The sequence below is a fragment of the Spirosoma panaciterrae DSM 21099 genome (genome assembly GCF_000374025.1).
In the GTDB taxonomy this organism is placed as follows: domain Bacteria; phylum Bacteroidota; class Bacteroidia; order Cytophagales; family Spirosomataceae; genus Spirosoma; species Spirosoma panaciterrae.
The window spans coordinates 250,718-274,527 of the sequence record NZ_KB893173.1; the positions used below are offsets into that span (position 1 = coordinate 250,718).

The following is a 23,810-nucleotide window of genomic DNA, read 5'->3' on the forward strand; positions in this document are numbered from 1 at the left end:
CTTATTTCTTTTTATTTACCTCACGCTCAAGCTGTTCGATTCGCTTTTGCTGTTCAATCAGGCGGAGGGTCATTTCTTCATTCTGCTTTACCAGCGTGGCCAGCAGAGTAGTCAGGTCAGCGCCCTGCTTTACCATTTCAGTAGCGCTTGGGATACCCGGCAGGTGCTTGTTTTGCTGAATGTATTTTTCTACCTCGGTCAAAGAAGGCAGTTTATAGGCTGGAGCAAATACATAGTCGGCCCATTGATTCTCCGAAGTCGGTTGCACGCGCATGGCCGTAGCCGACAAATGCGCTCCCAAGGTGACATCCCCTTTCTCATCGACCGTCAGGAATTTAGCAGCCGTTGCGTTATTGACTGGCGAGTTGGCCGTCATATTCGTTAGTCGAAGGCCACTACGTCCATCCATACCGGCTGTCAGTTCGAGTCGGTTTTGTGGGGCAGAGGTGCCTATCCCTACGTTAACGTTATTACCCAGAACCATAGCATTGCTGGTTAGTACCCGGGCATTGGCCCCAATGGCAGTTGCATTCGACAGGCCAACGCCTACCCCTATGGCATTTGCTCCGATCAACGTATTATCCTGCCCGTTCAAGACATCAACGCCCGAATTAGGCCCTATGAACAGGTTACGGCTACCGCGTTGGTTACCCTGACCAGCGTTGAAACCGATAAACACGTTATCACTCCCATCGGTATTGAGTTTACCCGCTTCGTAGCCGACAAAGGTGTTATGGCTACCTACTGTATTCGGGAAACCGGCCTTGTAGCCAAAATACGTATTGTACGAGCCGGTCGTGTTGCCCTGCCCCGCCTGACTTCCCATAAACGTATTATACGTGCCAGATCCACCCACAACCGCGCTGGTACTCTGGCCGATGATCAGGTTATACGTACCATTAGGCGATTGGAAACTGACAGCCTGATTATCAGGTGTGATTACCTGACTTTGGGCGTGGACCTCTGCCATCAGGCCAGAGACGGTCAGGAATAAAACGAGAGTAGAAACCTTCATAATAAAAATGGCTACGGAAATACATAGTAAATATAGCAAAAATCATTCCGAACTGATATTACCAATTCACTATGAATGAATACGTTGATTAGCCTAAAATCTACTATTCGGTAATTAAGCCACTCATGTTCAGACTGTGTATTTCCAAATAGCTGCTACCGTTACCAAATGCGACTTTCAACCAGACTGTATATCTTCTTAATTGGCTTTGGAATAAAGCGTTTTCTTTCCGGTTTTCAGATCTGTAATCAATACCTTGCCATTCTCGACATAATAGTTAGCAGAAGGTACATCCTGCCACTGACCGTTCACTTTCAACCGAATACAAAACAGATTCCCTTTGGTATACCACTTTGCCCCAGCCGCTGCCAGTTGAGTATATAATTGGGTATTACCACTCCCCGACGATTGCACCGAAACACCTGCCCCACTGGCATATCCCGACGACCCACCATCGCCTAGTGTACCATCGGCGTTTAGCAGGAGAGTCGATGAGGTACTACCATAAAATCCGCCATCAGTAATTCCTCCTCCATAATTCGTTTCTAAACGCCAGGCACCGATTAGGGCTGGATCGCGGTAAAGACCCTCCGGTTTTGCCGATAAAGCGGGAGGAGTTATCCTCGTTGCCTGGGGGGATTTGCCTACAGTTGAGGGGGTTTCCAGACGAATCAGTACGCCCGACATCAGTACATTGCCATGCTGGCCTACAGCAAACAAAAGCTGATTATTTTGAAGCTGAGCCTCAAACTGGAATACCGTACCATCCGTTGGATACGTAGCCGTTCCTTGTGCCTGCTGCTTTTCAGCCATTCCCTTTAACACATACTGATCCTGCTTTCCAGCCGATTGTACCCGTAGCTCACCACTCAGTTGCCTCCCCATACTATGCAACGAAATAACACTTTGTAGAGTAGCTCCAGGTGCATTGGGCGAAGATAACAGACCTGACCAGCTCCCCACAAGGGTTTGACTTAAGGCCATATGACTGATCAACAGCATTGATCCAAGAACTCCCAAAGCAAAAACGCGCATGGCATTGAACAGAATTAAGCTCTTCCGACTGCAACGAATTTGCGGTTTTTAAGTCAAGCACGTACGCGTGTTTTATCAAACGGCACTTAGTTGAGAATACGGGCGCCGGAAAACTAAAAAATATCGGTTTGCTTGCATGCGTTTTAGCTGAGCGATAGCCTCTCTCTTATTCGGTCCGTAAGCTTTTGACAGGATTTCCCAAAGCCGCTTTGATGGCCTGATAACTTACCGTCAGCACCGCTACGGCAACGGCTAATCCGCCAGCTAATGCAAAGAACCACCATTCCATCTCAATCTTATAGGCAAAGTCCCGAAGCCACTCGCTCATGACGTATCCGGCAATGGGCGATGCAATCAGCAGTGCGACAAGAATAAGCTTCAGGTAATTAGTTAACAACAGTGTTACAATGCTGGCGACAGAGGCTCCCAATACTTTTCTGACACCGATTTCCTTCGTTCGCTGATGGGTCGTAAACGCTGCCAACCCAAACAGACCCAGGCAGGCAATCAATACCGCCAAACCCGCGAAAATACTAACCAGCTGGCCAATCCGCTGATCGGACCGATACATGGTATTGAATCGGTCATTCAAGAACGAATACGCAAAAGGGTTGTCTGTATCCGCTTTCCATCGCTGTTCAATGTTTGTCAGCAGACTTGGAATATCATCCGTTCGAATACGCAAGGCTAACTGGCCACTATCGCCACCATAAAACAAGAGTAATGGCGCAATAGGCTGGTGCATGGATTCGAAATGAAAGTCTTTCACCACACCAATAATTGTGTATGTCCGTTTACTCCCTTCGGTACCGTCGCCGACAGTTGAAAGCTGCTTACCGATTGGGTTTTTAAATCCATAGGTCCGAACAGCCGCTTCGTTCAATAATACTGCTGAGTTGTCGGCCGGAGAATCTTTCGAAAAGTTGCGCCCCTGTGCCAACCGAATGCCTAACGTAGACAGGTAATCATCGTCGACGAAATAGCTTTTTGTTCGATAGGTGCCGATTCGTGTTCCGTCCTGAATCTGAATGCCATCCACACTCTGACTCGACGATCCGGCAGGTAAAAAGCCAGCCTTTGATACCTGCACAACGGAAGCCAGTTTGGCCAGTTCGGCTTTGAATGCACTTAGTTTCGGCCCGAGAACCTGCGTATCATGCAGTACCAGCACCTGCTCCTTGTCGAAACCGACCTTTTTGTTTTGCATAAATTGCAGCTGCTGATTAGCCGCAATGGTAGCGATGATCATCCCAATCGATACAACAAACTGAACGGTTACCAGCGCATTACGGAACCACCCGCTCCGTAAACTGACCTGCATTCTGCCGTTTAGCACTGTAATCGGTTTGAATGAGGATAACACAAAGGCAGGGTAACTTCCCGCTAACAGGCCGACCATCAGACAGGCCAGTACCGCCCCCCCAAGCATCTTTACGTTGGCAATGGCACTAAAGGTGAACTGCTTTCCGGCCAGTTCGTTGAAACCCGGCAACAGAAGCAAGACGAGACCCATTGCCAATACCAGCGCCAGAAAGGTAAGCAGAACCGATTCGGCCAGGAACTGACTAACTAACTGCATACGGACAGAACCCAGTACTTTGCGGATACCCACCTCTTTGGAGCGGCCTGCTGATCCGACGGTCGATAAGTTCATAAAATTGATGCAGGCCAGCAACAGGATGAACAAGGCAATTACTGAAAAGATGTAGACGTATTTGATGTCGCTGTTAGCCTCCAGTTCGTCATCCAGATTGGATTGTAAATGAATGGAAGTTAGAGGCTGGAAGACAAAGCTAAAGCGATTGCCTTTTTGCAAAAATTCAGGAAGCGTCATGCCAAAGAACTCCTGTACTTCCGACGCCATATATTTACGAACGAATCCGTTACTTATAGCTTCGACCTGTTGGATCGGGTATCCTTCCCGAAGTCGTACATAGGTGTAAGCACCACTGGCAAACCATTTGCTGCCTGTTTTGACAGACTGTAATGAGCCAAACACATCGTAGTGAAAATGCGTGTTTGATGGAACATCTTCACAGACGCCGGTTATCCGAAAAAGGCCCAGGTTACCCATCGACAATGTTTTCCCGATCGGGTCAGTCTGCCCGAAATATTTTCGGGCCATCGTTTCTGTCAGAACGAGTGTATTGGGCTCAACCAGTGCCCTTACTCGATGCCCTTTAAGCATAGGGAGGTTAAAGACTGAGAAAAAATTCGAATCAACAAAAGCCACATTTTCTTCTTTAATGATACGGTCGTTGTATTTAACCAGAAAAGCGCCTTCTCTTCGCAAACGTGTGACGGCCTCCACACCTGGGCATTCTTTTAGTAGAGCTTGACCAGCCGGCCCACTCGTATAAGCCAAATTGATGTCTTTATTATCCATTCGGCCATAAAGGGTCATCCGATAAATGCGGTTGGCGTCGGCGTGATAGCGGTCATAGCTCAACTCGTGTAGTACGTACAGCACAATCAGCAGACAGGTTGCCAGTCCCACAGCTAAGCCGACAATATTAATGGCTGTAAACGCCTTGTGCCGCCATAGATTACGCAGCGCAATAGTCAGATAGTTTAAGAGCATATCAGAAAACAGCGGTTTAGGATATTTATTGTAATGGATTCTGGAAGGATCAGGCCTTTGACGTTTGGCAAAGAAGGGTGTCAAACAATTGAGTACAGCCCAGATATACGAACGTCGGGCGCGGCCAATACCCACCTGGTCTACTTGCTTATAAAAAGTTTCGTGTAAGTCGCCCTGCACATATTCAAGCAAATGAGGAGCGACGAACCATTCCAGCAATCGATCAGCCCAGCGGGGTGGTGACTGACGATCTGGCTGCGAAGAAGAGGTCTTTTTGAGCATAGGTCATAAAAAAGCTTAAAGTCCCAGAAGCTGGAGTTTAGCTTGCGGAATAGCCTCCCAAAGTCGAGTCCGCATCCGTTGAATCTCCAGAAGTACTTTTCCGCCTTCTGTTGTCAAGCTAAACAGTCGTTTGCTCCGTCCTCCCCGCTCAGCCGTTGCCCCACCCACTGACGATGACAGATAGCCTTTCTCTTCAAGTCGGTAAAGGGTAGTATGCACTGCACTGATCGTAAAGCTTCGACCCGTTTGCTGCTGTAATTGCTCCATCACGGGCACGCCATACACATCCTCAGCACTGGCAGCTACCACCAGAAGAACCAATTCCTCTAACTCACCTAATACGGTCTTTTTCATCTATTCTGTCTAATCAACCATTAGATACAATATCTTAAATCAAATATAGGACCAGAATTCAAAAATGCTGTTTAAGATACAGAGAAGCCTATTGGGCTCGAAAACACTGTCCAGAAACGGACGAATTTATGTCCACTCATGGACAGTGGCGGATAGAAACAGCAATGCCCCCCTCGACGCTCCTAGAAAATTGGCAACCCTAACTGAAGCTATGCCGTTTGTAAAAAAACTAATTGTGTTTTAACAGGAACAAATTACCTTCAACAGTATTTTTATAGAAGCAAATGGTTTACCTGGGTCTAATCAATTCTCCCCCTATGAAGCCACTCTACATAGCTTGTTGTCGTTATTTTATTGCCGTAGGATTACTGGCAGGCACATTAAGTAGTTGCTCGCCTAACCTGACCACCACCTACCAACTCGAACCAGCTTCGGGTGATATTGCCCGAATCGATGGTCGGCTGGTCACAAAAGCAGAGCAGAATGGGGTAAGTGTGGTGGCTTCGTTCGAAAAAGAAGATTTAGAGTATGTAGCCCTCGACATCGAACTGAAAAACCATACCGATCATCCAATTGAGATCAACCCGGCGGATTTTCATTTTACGGCCATGAACTCAGTGAAAGATACGCTCACTGATCCGCTCAATCCGGCTATACTCCTGGCTCGCTCGGCAGCCGACCCATCCTATGAAATAGGACGCATGGACTTCAAGCGCAAAGAAGAAACGAAACGGCTGAAACGAGCGAAGGTTGTCAATACCCTACTGATGGTAGCCGTCATTGCGGCCGATGCTTCATCGTCCAGCAATAGCCGTACGTATGGTGAATACCTCAGAAATCGAACCCTGAGCAATCTGGCGTATCAATCTCTGGCTGTGAAGCGCGTGGTCAACTACAGTAATTTCGCGAATCGGATGCAGCGGTATGATTATGAAGAATATCGCTGGCGTGAACTAGCTCTCAAAGCGGGCTCTCTTCCAGCGGGCGAATCGGTACGAGGTTTTGTGTATTTACCTAAAGTACCCAACGCTCATTACCTGGCTATCAGCTATACCATCCCGGAGCTTTCTACGGTCCCGTTACTGTTCAAACAGGAGCTTGTACAGCAGCAAAAAAGACCCAGAAGACGATAAAATCGCTTCACCAGTCATCATCATCCTCCTCAAATGCCTGTTGAGCCCGCTTCAGTTCAAGGAGCGTTTTTTGATTTTGCTGTTTCTGAGCCAGAGCAATTCCTTCTGCATACAATGCTGCCGCCCGCTCGCGCTCGTCCCGTTCGGCATATAACGCAGCCGCATGATAATAGGTAGGCAGGTAATCCGGATACTTTGCCAATAGCTGATCGAAATAAACACGAGCCTCATCCGGCTGGACGTTCAGGTATTCCATAGCCAGAGCATAAACATTGAACGGCTCGTTCGGTTCTTCCTCTATAAATTGCTTCAACTGCTCAATACGTAGGGTATTCATCCGGTCAAGAAAAATAGTATGCAAGCATACTATTTTTTAAGTTTGATTAGTATTTTTGAGCCGTAAATGTAGTCATGATTACTTGTCGGTGTTGCCTCAATCATCACCTGATAACTAACAACAAACGACGATTCACTCTTTAAACCCCAGAAAGCATGAAAATACTAGTGTGTGTAACGAGTGTCCCCGACACCACTACCAAGATTGCCTTCACTGATAACAACACCAAATTAAACAAGGCAGGCGTCACGTTTATCACGGGCCCCTACGACGATTATGCGCTGGCGCGGGCCGTTGAACTGAAAGAAAAAACAGGCGCTACCATCACGGTTCTGAACGTGGGTGAGGCCGATGCCGAACCCGTCATTCGTAAATGCCTGGCCATTGGTGCTGACGATGCGATCCGGGTCAATGCCGAGCCAACCGATGCCTATTTTGTAGCCGAGCAAATTGCGGCTATTGCCAAAGAAGCCAATTACGACCTGATCCTGATGGGGCGCGAATCCATCGATTTCAACGGCGGTCAAGTCCATGGCATAGTGGGCGAGATGCTGGGTATCCCCTCCATATCGCCCGTGATGCTGCTTGATATTGAAGGCGATACGGCTAAAATTACCCGCGAGATCGAAGGTGGCAAAGAAAGTCTGGAAGCCAACCTACCCCTTGTCCTCGGTTGCCAGGAGCCTATTGCTGAATGGAAAATTCCGAATATGCGGGGCATTATGACTGCCCGTACAAAACCTCTCAAAGTGGTTGAGCCTACCGGAACTGACAAACTTACGACTGTAGCCAGCTACGAACTCCCAGCCCCTCGCGGAGCCGTTAAGATGATTCCTGCCGATGAGGCCGAAAAACTCATCCAGCTCCTGCACACTGAAGCCAAAGTAATTTAATTGTCATTTGTTGTCATGAGGAGGTCAGAAGGAGTCTTTGATTGCTTTCGGCCCCGACTGAGTGACGACGAATGATTATCTATGACCCTTTAATGACGTTCAATTATGTCAGTCCTCATATTTGCTGAATTAGACGAAGGTAAGATTAAGAAATCGGCCCAGGAGGCTATCTTTTACGGGGCCAAAGTAGCTCAGATGCTGGGTACATCGGCCACCGCTATCGTCATTGGTCAGGCCAGCGACGACGAACTAGCTTCAGCTGGTCGTTTTGGCGCAACTATTGTACTGCATGCCAGCGATGCCAAACTGGCCGAACCCAACGGCATGGCCTACGCAACGGTCGTAGCTCAGGCGGCTCAACAGGAAGGCAGCAAGATAATCGTTCTGGCCAAATCGTCGCTGGGCGATGCCATGACAGCCCGACTGGCTGGTAAACTAAAAGCCGGATTAGCCGCCAATGTGGTTGAGCTTCCCGATTTATCGAACGGCTTCCGGGTTAAAAGCAGTATCTATACCGGCAAAGCCTTTGCTTACAATGACTTGAAAGCCAATGTTAAAATTCTGGCCATCAAGAAAAATACCATCACTCCTGAAGAAACAGACGCTTCGGCCGAGGTGAAGCCCTTCTCGCCAGCGCTGAATGATGGCGATTTCGCCATTTCGATCAAAAGCACCGATAAGTCATCAGGCGATATTCTGCTGCCGGAAGCTGATCTGGTGGTTTCGGCTGGCCGGGGCCTGAAAGGGCCTGAAAACTGGGGAATCGTTGAAGATCTGGCCAAAGCCCTTCATGCAGCTACCGCCTGTTCAAAACCCGTATCGGATCTGGACTGGCGCCCCCATTCAGAACACGTAGGTCAGACAGGGCTTAAAATTAGCCCAAACCTGTATATCGCCTGTGGAATCTCCGGTGCTATACAACATCTGGCGGGTGTAAACTCCTCGAAGGTAATTGTTGTTATCAACAAAGACCCAGATGCCCCTTTCTTCAAATCGGCAGATTATGGGATTGTCGGCGACGTATTCGACATCCTTCCCCGCCTTACGAAGGCCGTGCAGGCTCTGTAGTCGTCGCCGGAAACCGGAGCAGGTGTTAGTCAATAGGTATTAGAAGTGATTATTTTTCTTCATTACTGGTACCTGTTGACTAATAACTGACGACTAAAATTTGTTAAATTTACGCCGTGGATAAGATTAAGCTGGAAATATTAGGACTCTCCCCCAGTCAGTCGCAATCGGGTTCGTTTGCACTGGTATTGGGTGAAGAATATGGCAATCGGCGGTTGCCTATAATCATTGGCATGTTCGAGGCACAGGCCATTGCAATTGAAATTGAAAAGATCGTTCCGAATCGTCCGATGACCCATGATTTGTTTAAGCAGTTTGCCGAACAATTCAAGTTTACGGTTCGTGAGATCGTTATTTCCGATTTACGCGAAGGCATATTCTTTGCGAAAATTGTTTGCTTCGATGGCGTACGCGAATCGGTTATTGATGCCCGTCCGTCCGATGCCATCGCTATCGGAATTCGCTTCGATGTACCCATTTATACCAATGAGTCAATCTTATCCGAAGCGGGTATTACCGCCAGTGGCAACGATGAAGAGGAAGAGCAGGAAGAGCTGGTCCGTTCGTCGAACCGCCCCACAGCCCGGTCGTTTGGCGATCAGTTGAAAAATGCCTCTTCAGAAGAACTACAGCGAATGCTCGAAGAAGCCCTCGGTAACGAAGAGTACGAACGAGCGGCCAAGATTCGCGATGAAATGAGCAAGCGCAATTAATAGAAATATTCACCCTCCTAACCGCCATTCGCGACTCAACGGAATTGGCTTCTTACAGAAACGCCTTCGAGTGATTGCTCGAAGGCGTTTCTGTTTTATCATATTTTTAAAGTCCAAACTGTCATTCTGAAACCAGTTTCAGGATTTTACCACCACTATGATCGCAGAGGTAGAGTTCAGCTTTCTGATCTTCTCCAAAAGCCGAAATAGACCCTGCTCTGGTGATCAACTCCTGGTTATCGGTGGCCTGGTTGCCCTTCATCGTTAGTGCCCATACACGACCACTTGCATAGTCGGCATAGATATATTTACCTGTCAATACTGGATTCGACAGACCTCGATACACGTAACCACCAGTGATTGATACATCGCCTTTATCACGCCCATACTGATAAACAGGTGGAATTAACTGAGCCGGGTCGGCAGGGCTTCCGCTAGCTTTAAAGTCTTTTCCAGCCTCTTTGATTCGCCAGCCGTAGTTACCGCCTTTGGTTACCAGGTCAATTTCCTCAAAGGTATTTTGGCCAACGTCGCCCGCCCACAAGCGCCCTTCGTTATCGAAACTGATTCGCCAGGGATTTCGTAACCCATAAGCATAAATTTCTTCCCGATAGCCGCTGGCATTCCCCTTGAACGGGTTGTCGGCCGGGATACCGTAATGCCCTTTTTCGATACTATTGACATCTACGCGCAGTATTTTCCCTAACCAGCTACTCCGGTTCTGTGCATTGTTCTGCGGATCTCCCCCACTGCCTCCATCGCCCGTCGAGACGTACAAATAGCCATCGGGGCCGAACAACACCTTTCCGCCGTTGTGGTTTGAATAAGGCTGCTCGAACCGAAACAGAATGACTTCAGAGCCTGGATCTACTGTTGAGGCATTGGTCGACGAAGCTTTGAAGCGACTGACAATGGTCTCGCGCGGATTATTCTTCGTGTAGTTGACATATAGATAGCCATTTTCCTTGAATTTTGGGTGAAAAGCCAGCCCCAATAGCCCCATTTCGCCCCCAGAGGCTACTTTCTGGCGAATATCCAGGTACGTTTCGGCAGAGGTTGCTCCTGGATCGTTGTTGAACACCCGAATGCGCCCATCCTGCTCAACAACAAACACCCGATTGGTACCATCCTGGGCATGCGTAAATTCGACTGGTGAATTGAAGCTGAGTTTTGGGTAGGCGTTAACTACTTTGGCAGACACGGCAGTTGAGGTGATCTCATGGGTAGCTACTCCCACAGCCTCTTCGGCCTGAGCGGGTTCGCAGGCTGACGCGATCAGCCAGGCCACACCTGCTGTAGCTACCAATGAGATCATTAACGCGATGATTGCTTTACTTATCATTAAGGTTCATAGTATTTGTTGGTGATCTGGCTACAAAAAAAGGTCCAACTTCAGCTATACGATTTTTCGGCCCGTATTTTGTACAAAAGCCAGTAGATTGCTACCATAAGCCCGTTTCCCGTACATTTCCTGTACTGACAGGCCGTGTAGTCTTTCCACAATATGGGGTAGAGGCTCTACTTTTACCTAGGCTGGAATGACTGAATCCAGGTTAACAGTAGGTTATGACCGCTCAGGCCAATCCATAAATCGAAAACGATACACTAATTTTACCCGTCCTGAATCGAACGTCTACAACTTCCGAATGGTTTTACAGCTAAAGATGATCCCATGACCACGGCGACTAATACTTTTCTCGATCACCTACAGGCCCAGCGCACTCAGTATCGCTACAAACTTCCATCTCGCCCCGACGCCGGTCGGTTTATTGACCAGTTAATGCGGTTGCTTTTCCCGGTTACGCAGGACTGCAAGTCGGTTTCACAACATGTTGAGGAAACCTATCAGGCCTTGCATGAGCAGCTTATCAAACTTCTGTGTCCACTGGAGAAAAACGTAACGGCCAGCCCTGAAGCAATCACCGCCCAGTTTTTCGACCGATTGCCTGCCATTTACGACGATTTGTTGCTCGATGCCCATTCTATCGCCGATAATGACCCCGCTTCGATTGGAGTGGAAGAAGTTGTGGCGGTTTATCCTGGATTTTATGCGATTGCCGTCTATCGAATCGCCCACGAGTTACTGAAACAAGACGTTCCTCTGCTCCCTCGTATGCTGACCGAATATGCCCATGGGCAAACTGGTATCGATATTCACCCAGGTGCTCAGATTGGCCAGTCGTTTTTTATAGATCACGGTACGGGGGTGGTTATTGGCGAAACAACCGTGATCGGCAATAATGTCAAAATTTATCAGGGGGTTACACTTGGGGCCACCTACGTGGCCAAAAACATGGCGCAGAAAAAACGGCACCCAACGATTCAGAATAACGTGGTAATTTATGCGAATGCAACTATTCTGGGCGGTCATACAGTAGTCGGGCACGATTCGGTGATTGGGGGTAACGTCTGGTTGACTAGCAGCGTTGAGCCGCACTCGCTCGTTTTTCACCAGCATCAGACGGAAGTGCGTCTAAAATCGCTGGAAACCGTCGAACCAATCAATTTTGTCATTTAAGTACTTATGAAAGCGACTACCATTCTCGATACCATTGGTCGAACGCCACACGTTCGGATTAATCGTCTATTTCCAGGCTATGAAGTCTGGACGAAGCTTGAACGGGCCAATCCAGGTGCCAGTATAAAAGATCGGATTGCGCTCGCTATGATCGAGGACGCCGAAGCGAAAGGTTTACTCAAAAGCGGCAGTACGATCATTGAACCCACTTCGGGCAACACCGGCATTGGCTTAGCAATGGTAGCTGCGGTAAAAGGGTACAAAATCATTCTGGTCATGCCCGAATCGATGAGTATCGAACGTCGAAAAATCATGGCAGCCTACGGAGCTGAATTTGATCTGACTCCCCGCGAAAAAGGTATGCGTGGAGCCATTGAACGTGCTCACGATCTGGTTGCCTTGACTCCCGGTGCCTGGATGCCTCAACAGTTCGAGAATTCAGCCAACATTGATATTCATATACGCACGACAGCGCAGGAAATTCTGGCCGATTTCCCGGCCGGGTTCGATGTACTGATTACAGGTGTAGGTACAGGTGGGCACCTAACAGGCGTAGGCGAAGTACTGAAACAGAAATTTCCATCCCTGAAAGTCTATGCCGTTGAACCGGATTTGTCGCCTGTTATTAGCGGAGGAGCACCCGGCCCCCACCCTATTCAGGGCATCGGCGCGGGATTCATTCCGCAAAACCTGCATACCGACATTCTGGACGGAACCATTCAGGTAAGCAAAGATGAAGCCTTCGAAATGGCACGTCGATCGGCTAAAGAAGAGGGCGTTTTCGTAGGAATTTCATCGGGAGCATCACTAGCGGCCATTGCCAAAAAGCTCCCTGATATTGCTACTGGAAGCCGAATTTTGACGTTTTGTTACGATACCGGGGAACGGTATCTATCTATCGACGGGTTGTATTAGTGGAATGTAGGCAGTATATTACTGCTTTCCCGACTCCATTTACTACACCTCTATGACTCAACAATCGTCTTCTTTTCGACTGATAAAAGATTCTTTATTTATTATTGCCGGGGTCCTTAGTGCAGGCCTGGGTATTAAAGGCTTTCTCACATCAAGCCATTTTATCGACGGAGGAGTTACCGGCGTTTCGATGCTTCTGGCAACTTTGTTTAAGGTTCCTTTACCCATCTGGCTGCTTTTGATTAACCTCCCTTTTATTGGGCTGGGTTACCGACAGTTTGGACGTCAATTTGCGTTCAGAAGTACGTTGGCCATTGCCGGACTATCGATAAGCCTGGCGGTTATTCCTTATCCTGACGTTACGCCTGACCTGCTTCTGACAGCCGTTTTTGGTGGATTCTTCATTGGGGCAGGCATTGGTCTGACTATACGGGGTGGCGCTGTACTGGACGGTACTGAAATCGCAGCCCTATTAATTAGCAGAGGCAGTCCTGTATTGAAGGTCAGCGACGTTATTCTGGTGCTTAATGTGCTCATATTCGGGGCCGCTGCTTTCTTTCTGGGTGTTAGCCCAGCCCTGTATTCCATGATTACCTATTTTGCTGCGTCCAAAACCGTTGACTTTGTCATTCATGGTATTGAAGAGTACACCGCTTTGTTGATCATATCGAAGCATCACGAAGCGATTCGGTTGCGGATTATCGACAAAGGTTGGGGAGTTACTATTTTAAATGGTCAGGGGGGATATGGTAAACATGGCAGCCACCAACATACCGACAGCGTTCTATACACCGTTGTCACCCGACTGGAAATCAGCAGACTACGATCTATAGCGCTTGAGATCGACCCAAATGCTTTTATCATTCAACACAGCGTCGATGATGTGGCAGGTGGTAAAGTAAAAAGTCTGCCCTTGCATTGATCGATCACTACCGATTACCATTTGCCCGTTTGCCAATGCTAGAGCAAACGGGCAAATGTGCAAAAAAACCTTCACCACTGATACCCATTTTAGCCCGTTTATGGAGTATTGCCATGTTGAGCAATCAGTTTCCGGTCTTTTTATCAAATCGGATCATCTCAACAACCTAAACAATCTCCATCATGACGTTTCATTTACGCATTTGTTTTCTTCTTCTCTTTTTTGTTGCGAACAGCAATCTCGTAGTTGCTAAAAAAGACCCTGTACTAACGGGCACCGTTCGTGACCCGGCCGGTTCAACCGTCGAATTTGCCACCGTTGCCTTACACCGCGCTTCCGATTCGACAGTCGTTAAAACGGAGTTCAGCGATGAATCGGGAAGCTTTCATTTCGATCATTTACCCGCTGGCAACTATTTTATATCGGCTTCGCAGGTTGGTTTTGATCGGGTGCAAACCGCCCCTTTTTTGATGGCCTCCGACGACAAATCGCTGGCCCCTATCCTACTAAAACCCAGCAGCAAAACACAACTCAAAGAAGTTACGGTTCAGGCGCGTAAGCCGCTTTTTGAACGAGAAACCGACCGGATCGTCGTTAACGTTGATGGCAGCCCTTTGAGTGCCGGGGCCACATCCCTAGAAGTTCTTAGCCGTTCACCAGGAGTTACGGTCGATCAGAATGACAACATGGCGTTACGTGGCAAACAGGGTGTACTGGTTCTGATAGATGGCAAACGAGTACCCATGACTGGCACCGAACTTGCCGAAATGCTGCGAGGGCTACCGGCTAATTCCGTCGACAAAATTGAACTCATCACCAATCCGCCTGCCAAATACGACGCGGCTGGCAGCGCTGGGATTATTTCCATTAAACTCAAAAAAGATAGTCGGCAGGGCACCAACGGGAGTGTAAATGCCAGTTATGGCTACGGTCAGTATGGCAAATTAACAAGTGGTATTTCGCTCAATCACCGCCACAAAAAAGTGAATCTTTTCGGCAGCTTCAATCATAATGATCGAAATGTGTATACTCGCCTGACCGTTCATCGAGACTTTTATCAGGCTAATCAGTTTGCCGGCAGTAGCGATCAGGACAACGTTGGAAAAACCCGGTACATATCCGACACCTACCGGGCTGGCCTGGATTATACGTTATCGAAACGAACACTGGCGGGGGTGGTAGTCAATGGATTGATTATGAACGCAGAAGCGCATATCCCGAATGAAACCCAAACGTATAATGAGCGCGGTGTCCTCCAATCCAGCTATCAGTCGGCCAACCACCGAACTCTATCTACACCCAATACAGCCGTCAACCTGAACCTGAAGCATAGCTTCGACTCAACGGGGCATCGTGAGTTGACGGCCGATGCTGATTTTGCCCATTACGAAACCCATCGACTGCAAAACCTGGCCACCACCTTTACCATTCCCGTTCGGCCAGCTACTACGCTGTATGGCAATTTGAATGGGGATCTGAATATCAGTTCGGCGAAGGTAGATTATGTACATACCCTTAAAAACAAGACCCGTCTGGAAGCAGGGATCAAAACAAGTTGGGTCCACTCCAACAATGCCGTGCTGTTTACCAATACCAGCGAAGGAACAACCATAATCGATACGGGTAAGAGCAACCAGTTTCGCTACGATGAGAACATCAGTGCGGCTTATATAAACCTAAGCCGAACCATTAAAAAGACATCGATTCAGGCTGGCCTACGGGGTGAACAAACCAATGCCAGAGGCCTTCAACTCGTTGGCAACGACGACTTCGATCGTCACTATTTTCAATTGTTTCCCAGTGTGTTTATTAAGCAAAATCTGTCAAAAAGCCATGATCTGGGTATTTCGCTCAGCCGTCGAATCGACCGTCCAACGTACAATCAACTCAATCCATTCCGGGCCTACATTGACGCCACAACATACTTCTCCGGTAATCCATCGTTGTATCCTCAATTAAGCTATTCGATTGAACTCACCCATACCTTCAAGCAAAAGTTCATCACGTCATTTAGCTACAGTCGTACCGACCAGCCCATCATCAGTGTCGTTCAGCCAGCCCCCGAAGGAAATCGGCAAGTGGTGTCGACATTCCAGAATCTGACCCGATCGGATTACTACGGCCTCACATTAACCGTTCCAGTACAGCCAACCTCCTGGTGGACGATGGATAATAACCTTGTGGCTTTCTACAACCGATTTATAGGTGACCTGGCAGGCACTTCGCTCAATACAGGGCAGCCAGCCTACAGTATCAATATAGCTAATACGCTCACGCTCGGAAACGGCTGGACAGCCGACCTGGGGGGCTTCTATCAATCGCAACAAGTGTATGGTTTCTTCGACATTCGTCCGCAGGGGCAGCTCAATGTAGGTCTGCAAAAGGCCATGCTGGCGAAGAAAGGGGTATTGAAATTGAATATGACCGACCTTTTTTACACCAGCCCCTTACGAGCAACGTCGACCTATACGAACTACATTGAACGGCTGAATCAACGGCAGGACACGCGCGTAGCTACTATTTCGTTTTCGTACCGCTTCGGCAGCGATACAGTAGTGCCATCGCGTCGACGAACGGGGGGAGCTGAAGACGAAAAACGCCGGGCAGGAAGCGCTTCCTAAGTATATCGCCCCAATAGGGTCGGCTTTAGATTTGTTGGCTATGAATCCTGAAGCTGGCCCTATTGAGACAACATGTCAGTATAAACTACGGGCAAATTGCTCGATTGTTGTTGTAGGCCTCCCTAGGTCGTCCCAGGCCTTTTGGGACTCAAACACTTCGGGATAGTGATTCAGCGCTTCAGTAATGTGCCATCCATAATCGGCCTGCGCTGTAAAAAGACGGCCTACCTTTAACAAAAAGGGCGGAGCTGTTACAATTCCTAGCTTTTCTTTTTTGTAGGCGTCAACAAAGCGCTCTGCCGCTTCGTGTTGCGTTAGGGCTTCCGGTCCCTGAATACTGTACTCCTGATTTTGGCCATCCTCAGCAATCAGAAACGACTGGGCCACCTGCCTGCCATAATCTCTGGCAGCGACGTACATAGGTTTTACAGAAGAACGCCCCACCAGCAAAATAAACGGTCCCACCCGCTGTGTCCCGTTCAATGACTCCATAAAACAGGACGGATAAAAAATACTATACGGAAGTCCCGACGCTTTGATCAGTTCGACAGCTTTCTTCTTTACATCAAACACCCACCATCGTCGGCCATTTCGGTACTGATAGCGCATGATGATCGACGAGAGATACCCGACCCGGCGAACCCCTGCCTTCTGTGCAGCCAGAATCAGGTTTTGTAGCCCTTCAGCTTCAGTATGAAAATCGGATTGTTTTTCGCCCTGTTTGATGGACAGGTTCAAATAGACAGTATCCATACCCACCAACGCATCCCGTAGTGTTTCCCCATCACACAAATCAGCGGAAACAACATCAACATTGGGGAATAGTGTCCTGGTTTTGGCCACATCACGGGCAATGAGCCTGATGGGAAAACCAGCCCGAATCAGTTCACGCGTAACCGGCTGGCCCAACATACCCGTTGCACCTACTATTGCAATGCGCATATCTACTCAGGCGGGTAAAAACTCGCTATACGAATCCAGAGAATTGGTCGATCCCATTTAGTGCCCCCGCACCACAGGCCAACCGTTCATTTACCGTAAATCCCGAACAAACCGACGCATCGTTTCGCGATAAACCTGTTCCGATTGCTCAATAGGCTGTTCATTTTTCAGCAGCATGGCCAGGGTAATCATCCCATGCGAAACCGACCACCACTGAAAATAGAGCCGTCTGATGCTTTCTTCAGCTTTCGGAATAAATGAAAAGATCGTTTTGCAAACAATACGACTGACGGCTTGCATGGATTCAGACTGATGAACGGGCAGGGAGCAAAGCGCACCATCCAGATTGTACATCACCTGATAGATTTCGGGCTGCTGACGGGCAAATTCCCACTGCACCAGCGAGATTTCGAACAGGCGTTTTTCAGGGTCCCGATAGAGTGTCAGGATGCGGTCATACTCCTGATACAAGTGACGGAAACCTTCGTTTCGGATTTCGTCCAGCAGCACATCTTTGCTGTCGAAGTATTCATAAACAATGGGGGCACTGTACTCAATGGCATCGGCGATCTTACGAATCGAAACGGCCTGCCATCCTTCCCGGCGGGCGATAGCTTTAGCCGTTTTCAGAATGCCGGAGCGAGTCTGCTCACGGTTACGCGGCTTACGCTCAATTATTTCCATAAAAGCAGGTTAGTAAAAGTAATCTCAGTTAACGGTGTTAATTGACTGAAAACTACAGATTAATGTCGAAATTTTCTAACATTAATGTATAATTTCTTAAAAAATACCGCAATTTTCCTACTTCCAAAGGGCCTTTTCTGAGTTTACCACCCAAAATTCACAGTAACTTATATGAAGTGTAATTAAAATATAGATTACATCTATTTACTTTTCAGCCAATAACCATACAGCTTCATCGCCAAGTGCAAAGGAATCGCCTGTAACCGTTCCATAGCAGTCTATGACTTTTAGTCCTGCTTGCGTAAACAAATGCCGCAGTTGCGACAACGTATAAATGTAATGCTGTGCCAGTCGGGTTTGTGTAATACCTCCCTTAACATAGGTCAGGTGCGAATCAATCCGCCCCTCCATTGGTAGGTAGTCATTCTCCACCATAAACAGAATCGGTTCGCCATCGGTAGTCTCGATGGGCAACCAGTTCCGAGCCTGGTAGTCGGGCAACACGGCCTCGGCAACCATCTCAGAATGAACCAGAAATCGCCCACCCGGTTTTAGCAACGAAGCAACCCTGGATAAAAACGCTACCATATCTGCCAGCGGAAAAAAGCTAAAACTGTTACCCAGACAATAAGCCGCATCGAATGTGTGTTCATCACCTAAACTAGTCGCTGCTATGGTCAGGAAATCATCGGCAATTGCGGTGATAGGCAGTTTCTCTGTCTTAGACACCGATTGAAGTTCGGTTACATACTCCGACGAAATATCGATACCTGTTATGTGAGCGCCCATCCGGGCAAGCGGTAAGGCATGACGCCCATAGCCACAAAATACATCCAGTATCCGATCGCCCGGCCCAAACTCTAGTGTATCGACCAGTAGTTCGAGATCAAGCTGGGTTTGTTCTTCCGTTTGCGCTGCTTTCCAGGCTTCCTGAGGTAATCCGTGAAAAAAAGTATGGTACCAGGCCATGTGGCGAATGATAAATTATGAATAATTAATGTGTCCAGTATCCTGATCTTAAAACTGAGACAGGTTAAAATAGATCGAATGCAACCTAAAATCAAAGTCTATTTTACCGCTGGATAACATAATAGCAGTCAACTTCCTGAGGGTGAGAAGTAGATTATAATTATTATTTAATTGCGGCAAAGCGACTTAAACTCGTACTTCGTGGATTACTAACGATAAAGCTCAACTCCTTTAACCCTAAACCCTTCTATGAAATCATACTGGGGCATAGACCTTGGCGGAACTAAAATTGAGGGCGTAGTCCTTTCGGCACCTTCGCCCGATGCGGTCCTGATCCGAAAGCGTATTGATACCGAAGCCCAGAACGGGTACGACCATATCCTGAATCAGGTTGTTAGCCTGATTCAAATGCTCAAAGCTGAAACCGGGTTAACGCCCGAACGCATTGGCTTCTCTACTCCCGGAACCTTCGATCCGGCACGGCAGGCCATGAAAAACTGCAACACAACCTCTCTGAATGGTAAGCCCATGAAGCAGGATTTGACCCGCCTGCTCGGTTTACCCGTCGAAATTGCCAACGATGCCAACTGTCTGGCTTTGGCCGAAGCTACGATGGGCATTGTACCCGAAATGGTCCCCGACTACCAAAGTGTTTTTGGGGTGATTATGGGCACAGGCGTCGGCGGAGGGATCGTGGTTCGGAGTAAATACAGCCAGCCCTACGATCGTCCGTTTGTACTCAACGGTTTTCAGGGGCTGGGTGGCGAATGGGGCCATAATGCCCTGGAAGAAAAAGGCTATCCCTGCTATTGCGGCAAACGGGGTTGCGTCGAACAGGTAATTTCAGGCCCCGCACTTCAGCATTATTACCAACAGATTAGTGGCGAGCAGCGTACCATGCAGGAAATCATGGAACGTTACCACCAGGGAAATGATCTGGTGGCCAGCCAGACCATAAACCGTCTGCTGGAATATTTTGGTCGCGCTATATCCGTAATCGTCAACATCATTGACCCAGACGTCATTGTGATTGGTGGTGGCGTAGGTAATGTAGACTTACTGTATACGCAGGGTGTAGAACGCGCCCGTAAATATGTGTTCAACAGTGGGGATCTGAACACGCACTTTCTCAAACCTAAGCTAGGTGACAGTGCCGGAGTTTTTGGCGCAGCGATGTTATAATGGTCAGGGGGTGAGGGCATAGGGTTGATAAAAAACTAACCCTATGCCCTCACCCCCTGACCATTTGCTTATTTATCTTGGCCGTCCACCGCCCCGGTTTCCACCCTGAGCGGGTTGCTGTTGCTGCTGTTGCCCCCCTTCTCCTCCTTCTCCTGCTTTCAGGTCGTCATTATCGACAGAGCGGCCACGTTTACGTTGCGGCTGGTCGAAACTCAACTTACCGAATTTATAGCTAAAGTTGGCCCGAATACCGGCGTTGTACAGGCTGGTGGTAGTGCTTTGTGCAAACAGGGGCGACGAGGATTCAGACCGGATCGTGAAGGGCATGTTGAAGAAGTTCTCTGCCGCAATCCCGAAACTACCACGCTTATCTTTCAGGTCTTTCTTCACACCCAGGCTATAAAAGGCAAACCCGCCCTGATAGCCCTGCAACTGAATCTGCTTACCCCGAATAAACCCAAATCCCTGCATTCCCCAGCCATTTTTAAGGGTTACGTTCGTAAAGAAACGGCCCGTTACGACCCAACCCGAGTTGGTCGCGTTGTAAGCCGGAAGCGAGTTGTTGTTGGTCAGGTAGGCATAATACATATCGACCCCGCCCCCAATCTGCCATTTTGAGAACAAGGTAGCATTCCCGAAAATGTTGGCTCCGTAAGCCGATTCACGGCCAATGTTCAGATAGGTTGTCTGAATCGCCTGCGAAAGTGTCGGATTCGTTACCTGACCTAAACCTGTTGTGACGGTATCCCGAACGCTGGTAATGGAGTTGTTGGTCTGACGGGCAAATAGAGCCACGTTCAGGTAAACACTCTTTACGTAAGCACTTCCACTTAACTCAAAGTTATCGGTCAGTTCGGGCGAGAGATACGGGTTCCCTTTAGTAATGTTGGTTGGGTTGGACGTATTCACGTTTGGATTCAGGAACTGAATACCGGGCCGTTGTAACCGACGGTTATAGGCCAGTTTGATTGTTTTCCCTCCTTTCAGGCTTTTTGAGATGTTTACACTGGGCACAAAATTATTATAACTCGGTATACCCAGATCCTGCCCAGCTTTCACACTCTGATCGCCCGTCTGATTCTGGCTGTAGTTGGCATTGATGGTTGTATGCTCGTAACGGGTACCGGCTTTGAGGGTGTATTTGTTTTTGGTTGTAATCGTATACGATACGTAGCCTGCCCCGATGGTCTGATCATAATTTAAGGTGTTAGCCGTACGGGTCGGGTCGGGAACAAACGCCCCCGATCCGGCTGCCACATTGTAACTGTAGGCGCTTTCGACCTGCCGGAAGATTCCCTTACCTCCAAACTCTATCAATTGATTTTTCCCGATGGGCGTCTGGTAATCCCCCTGCACCGTACTCTCCTGATTATAACTGTTGTTGAGGTTTTGTAGCCGCGAAGCAATCGTCGAGAAATCCGACGAACTCATTATATCGGCCGTAAAATCATTATTACGGTTGTTTCGGCTGTATTGCGTCGAGAAACTAAGTTCCTGTTGCGGCTTGAAGGTGCGTGTGTAATCGATGTTGGCATCGACCGTACCCGACAAATCTTTGGTCAGTACGTTCCGATCCGATACGACAGGAAAATAAGATGTTGGCGAAACCGTGCGGGTAATAAAGTTGTCCTGATTTACATAGTTGTTTCGGGCTCCATACCGAAGGCTGGCCGTGATCGCGCTGTTTTTGCTGATGTCGTAATCCCAGCCTAATGTATACTGGCCAAACAAGCCATGATTGCGGGTATCGGCCGATTGCTCGGTTGTCGTGGTTCCATTGCTGCCAAACGTTTTCTGCGAATTTGCAAAACTTCCGACTACGTTGTAATTCGCCCGTCCGAAACCACTCAGACTAAAGCCCATTTTACCCGTCCGCAAATTACCGTTCAAGCCCAGGTTGGCTCCCCGGTTACCGGCCCCCGTATCCAGATTGAGCGTAAATCCCTGAAGCGTATTCTTCTTGGTAATGATGTTGATAATGCCCGCTGACCCTTCGGCGTCGTATTTAGCCGATGGCGAGGTAATCACTTCAACGGTCTTGATCATATCAGCCGGAATCTGCTTTAAGGCATCGGCTACGCTGCTGGCGACAATCGTACTGGGTTTATTGTTGATCAATACCCGTACATTGCTGCTTCCGCGCAGGCTCACATTACCGTCCAGGTCGACCGATAGCAGAGGGACTTTCCGCATCACATCGGTTGCATCCCCCCCTTTAGCCGTAATATCCTTATCGGCATTGTACACCAGTCGATCCACCTTTTCTTCGACCAGCGATGCCTGCCCAACCACTTCGACTTCCTTCAGTGTTCGTACGTCGGCCGACAATTTTACAGACCCCAGATCAACATCGCCTTTGCGATTCAGCTTAACGCTCGAAACGGTTTTGTTGCGATACCCTACAAACGAAATCAGGAGTTGAAAGTCGCCCTCGGGCAATTTGTTCAGGGTGAATTTCCCTTTATCGTCGGCCACGGTTCCGTCGATCGTCTTTTTAGTTTTTGAATCGATCAGTGCAATACTGGCAAATTCAACGGGTTTTCCGGTAGTCGAATCGGTTATGACTCCGGTAAGCTTGGCATTCCCCCGTGGCGAAGCATCGCTTGATGTACCGGGAATGGCGGCTGGCCGTTGTTGCTGGCCACCGCCGGGTAAAGTTGGAAACTGCGCCCTGGCTCCGATTGATAGCGTAAGCAAAGAGGCACTTAGACAAAGAGAACGTAATACGTTTTTCATAGACAGATTGTATTCGAGTAACTAGTAAAGCAAATGAGTATATAGTAGGCTTCGTGTCAAAAACTGGCCCAAAAGGCAACCCGATTGGCCAAATTGGCCGCAAATTTCCTGAAAAAATCTAATTTTCACCAATACACCACTCATTTAACAAGTGCCCGGGCCTTACGCAGCAAACAATTCGGGATGCTTCGTCAATTCGGGATAGGTACTGGGCGTTAACACTTCCGGTACATCGCTGGGCTCTGAACGGGAGGTGATTCGTTTGCTGATGCTGTAACTGTGTAGCTTACTGACCGGATATTGTTTGTTCAGCAATGCCAGCGCATCCCGTTCGTTCAGCTCATCGTGCAGCCATATCTGTTCATCTTTTTCCGATAACAGACAGGGCATCCGCTTTTTCGAGTTGTGAATAGCCGCCAGCAAGGGGTTGGCATCCGTTGTCAACAGGGTATAGGTATGAATTAATTCACCTGTTTCGGGGTCTGCCCATTCATCCCAAAGTCCGGCTATGGAAACAATCTTCTGCGCCGTCGAATTGATATAAAACGGGAATTTCTTGCTGCCCATCGTATGCCATTCATAAAACCCGGTTACGGGTATCAGGCATCGCTTTCCGGTCTGAGCCGCCGATCGGAATGAGGGCTTCTCATACACTGATTCGGAACGGGCATTCAATGTGCGGGTACGTATCTCAGCGGCATTGTCTGAGGTTTTGGTCCAGTGGGGCACCAGCCCCCAACGCATATACTGAAACTGGTCGGGCTGCTGATGAGTCAGGATGGGCCAGTCGGGAAATTGGTAAGCATTGGCGTGGTAAACGGGCTGAAACGCAGAAGCCTCGGGCAGATTGGCCTCGTATCGCTCTTCGAGTTCAGAGCCCTTTACATTCAGCGATTTATGGTAACACATC

General features: G+C 48.5%; 20 protein-coding genes. 9 read left to right on the forward strand and 11 right to left on the reverse strand.

From position 1 onward, the window contains the following. Position 1: 1 nt before the first annotated feature. The 4 genes from B153_RS0104435 to B153_RS0104450 form a co-directional block, all read right to left on the reverse strand. Positions 2 to 1,015, reverse strand: coding sequence for a hypothetical protein (locus B153_RS0104435; RefSeq protein WP_020595468.1), 1,014 nt, complete (start codon positions 1,013 to 1,015; stop codon positions 2 to 4). 198 nt (positions 1,016 to 1,213) lie between these two features. After that, the gene (locus B153_RS0104440) at positions 1,214 to 2,050 is read right to left on the reverse strand and encodes a hypothetical protein (protein WP_157634570.1); all 837 of its coding nucleotides are present in this window, start codon (positions 2,048 to 2,050) and stop codon (positions 1,214 to 1,216) included. Between the two features lie 166 nt (positions 2,051 to 2,216). Then, positions 2,217 to 4,913, reverse strand: a complete 2,697-nt coding sequence (locus tag B153_RS0104445; RefSeq protein ID WP_020595470.1) for an ABC transporter permease — start codon at positions 4,911 to 4,913, stop codon at positions 2,217 to 2,219. 15 nt (positions 4,914 to 4,928) lie between these two features. After that, complete coding sequence (locus tag B153_RS0104450; protein WP_020595471.1) at positions 4,929 to 5,267, reverse strand: PadR family transcriptional regulator; 339 nt, start codon at positions 5,265 to 5,267, stop codon at positions 4,929 to 4,931. A gap of 317 nt (positions 5,268 to 5,584) precedes the next feature. Between B153_RS0104450 and B153_RS0104460 the strand changes: the two genes are divergently transcribed. Next, positions 5,585 to 6,400, forward strand: a complete 816-nt coding sequence (locus tag B153_RS0104460) for a hypothetical protein (protein ID WP_020595472.1) — start codon at positions 5,585 to 5,587, stop codon at positions 6,398 to 6,400. Positions 6,401 to 6,407: 7 nt separating this feature from the next. On the opposite strand, the gene B153_RS0104465 is transcribed toward B153_RS0104460, so the two are convergent. Beyond that, positions 6,408 to 6,737, reverse strand: coding sequence for a hypothetical protein (locus B153_RS0104465; RefSeq protein ID WP_020595473.1), 330 nt, complete (start codon positions 6,735 to 6,737; stop codon positions 6,408 to 6,410). 155 nt (positions 6,738 to 6,892) lie between these two features. Here B153_RS0104465 and B153_RS0104470 point away from each other — a divergent pair, with 155 nt between their 5' ends. The 3 genes from B153_RS0104470 to B153_RS0104480 all read left to right on the forward strand — a co-directional run bounded on the left by B153_RS0104470 (position 6,893) and on the right by B153_RS0104480 (position 9,411). Next, a complete protein-coding gene (locus B153_RS0104470) occupies positions 6,893 to 7,630 on the forward strand; it encodes an electron transfer flavoprotein subunit beta/FixA family protein (protein WP_020595474.1) in 738 nt (245 codons plus the stop codon). A gap of 105 nt (positions 7,631 to 7,735) precedes the next feature. Beyond that, on the forward strand, positions 7,736 to 8,698 hold the full coding sequence (locus tag B153_RS0104475; RefSeq protein WP_020595475.1) for an electron transfer flavoprotein subunit alpha/FixB family protein: 963 nt from the start codon (positions 7,736 to 7,738) through the stop codon (positions 8,696 to 8,698). Between the two features lie 116 nt (positions 8,699 to 8,814). Then, positions 8,815 to 9,411, forward strand: a complete 597-nt coding sequence (locus B153_RS0104480; RefSeq protein WP_020595476.1) for a bifunctional nuclease family protein — start codon at positions 8,815 to 8,817, stop codon at positions 9,409 to 9,411. Positions 9,412 to 9,532: 121 nt separating this feature from the next. Here B153_RS0104480 and B153_RS0104485 read toward each other — a convergent pair whose 3' ends face one another. Then, positions 9,533 to 10,726, reverse strand: coding sequence for a PQQ-dependent sugar dehydrogenase (locus B153_RS0104485; protein WP_020595477.1), 1,194 nt, complete (start codon positions 10,724 to 10,726; stop codon positions 9,533 to 9,535). Between the two features lie 357 nt (positions 10,727 to 11,083). Here B153_RS0104485 and B153_RS0104490 point away from each other — a divergent pair, with 357 nt between their 5' ends. From B153_RS0104490 to B153_RS0104505, 4 genes are all read left to right on the forward strand, one after another. Next, entirely contained in the window at positions 11,084 to 11,929 is an 846-nt protein-coding gene (locus B153_RS0104490; protein ID WP_020595478.1) for a serine O-acetyltransferase, read from the forward strand. Positions 11,930 to 11,935: 6 nt separating this feature from the next. Further along, the gene (gene cysK, locus B153_RS0104495; protein ID WP_020595479.1) at positions 11,936 to 12,844 is read left to right on the forward strand and encodes a cysteine synthase A; all 909 of its coding nucleotides are present in this window, start codon (positions 11,936 to 11,938) and stop codon (positions 12,842 to 12,844) included. A 52-nt stretch (positions 12,845 to 12,896) separates the two neighbouring features. Next, entirely contained in the window at positions 12,897 to 13,766 is an 870-nt protein-coding gene (locus B153_RS0104500) for a YitT family protein (protein WP_020595480.1), read from the forward strand. A gap of 182 nt (positions 13,767 to 13,948) precedes the next feature. Next, positions 13,949 to 16,387: an outer membrane beta-barrel family protein gene (locus B153_RS0104505; RefSeq protein WP_020595481.1), complete on the forward strand. Its 2,439-nt coding sequence runs from the start codon at positions 13,949 to 13,951 to the stop codon at positions 16,385 to 16,387. 75 nt (positions 16,388 to 16,462) lie between these two features. Here B153_RS0104505 and B153_RS0104510 read toward each other — a convergent pair whose 3' ends face one another. From B153_RS0104510 to B153_RS0104520, 3 genes are all read right to left on the reverse strand, one after another. Continuing rightward, positions 16,463 to 17,329, reverse strand: a complete 867-nt coding sequence (locus B153_RS0104510) for an SDR family oxidoreductase (protein WP_040760794.1) — start codon at positions 17,327 to 17,329, stop codon at positions 16,463 to 16,465. Between the two features lie 90 nt (positions 17,330 to 17,419). Continuing rightward, on the reverse strand, positions 17,420 to 18,013 hold the full coding sequence (locus tag B153_RS0104515; protein ID WP_020595483.1) for a TetR/AcrR family transcriptional regulator: 594 nt from the start codon (positions 18,011 to 18,013) through the stop codon (positions 17,420 to 17,422). Positions 18,014 to 18,217: 204 nt separating this feature from the next. After that, complete coding sequence (locus tag B153_RS0104520) at positions 18,218 to 18,982, reverse strand: class I SAM-dependent methyltransferase (RefSeq protein WP_020595484.1); 765 nt, start codon at positions 18,980 to 18,982, stop codon at positions 18,218 to 18,220. Between the two features lie 249 nt (positions 18,983 to 19,231). On the opposite strand from B153_RS0104520, the gene B153_RS0104525 reads away from it, so the two are divergent. Beyond that, positions 19,232 to 20,164: an ROK family protein gene (locus B153_RS0104525; RefSeq protein ID WP_020595485.1), complete on the forward strand. Its 933-nt coding sequence runs from the start codon at positions 19,232 to 19,234 to the stop codon at positions 20,162 to 20,164. Between the two features lie 72 nt (positions 20,165 to 20,236). On the opposite strand, the gene B153_RS0104530 is transcribed toward B153_RS0104525, so the two are convergent. Further along, positions 20,237 to 22,900: a TonB-dependent receptor gene (locus tag B153_RS0104530; RefSeq protein WP_026261911.1), complete on the reverse strand. Its 2,664-nt coding sequence runs from the start codon at positions 22,898 to 22,900 to the stop codon at positions 20,237 to 20,239. A 162-nt stretch (positions 22,901 to 23,062) separates the two neighbouring features. After that, positions 23,063 to 23,809 carry an SOS response-associated peptidase gene (locus B153_RS0104535; protein ID WP_020595487.1) on the reverse strand — a complete coding sequence of 249 codons (747 nt, stop codon included), beginning with the start codon at positions 23,807 to 23,809 and terminating at the stop codon, positions 23,063 to 23,065. Between the last annotated feature and the right edge of the window lies 1 nt (position 23,810).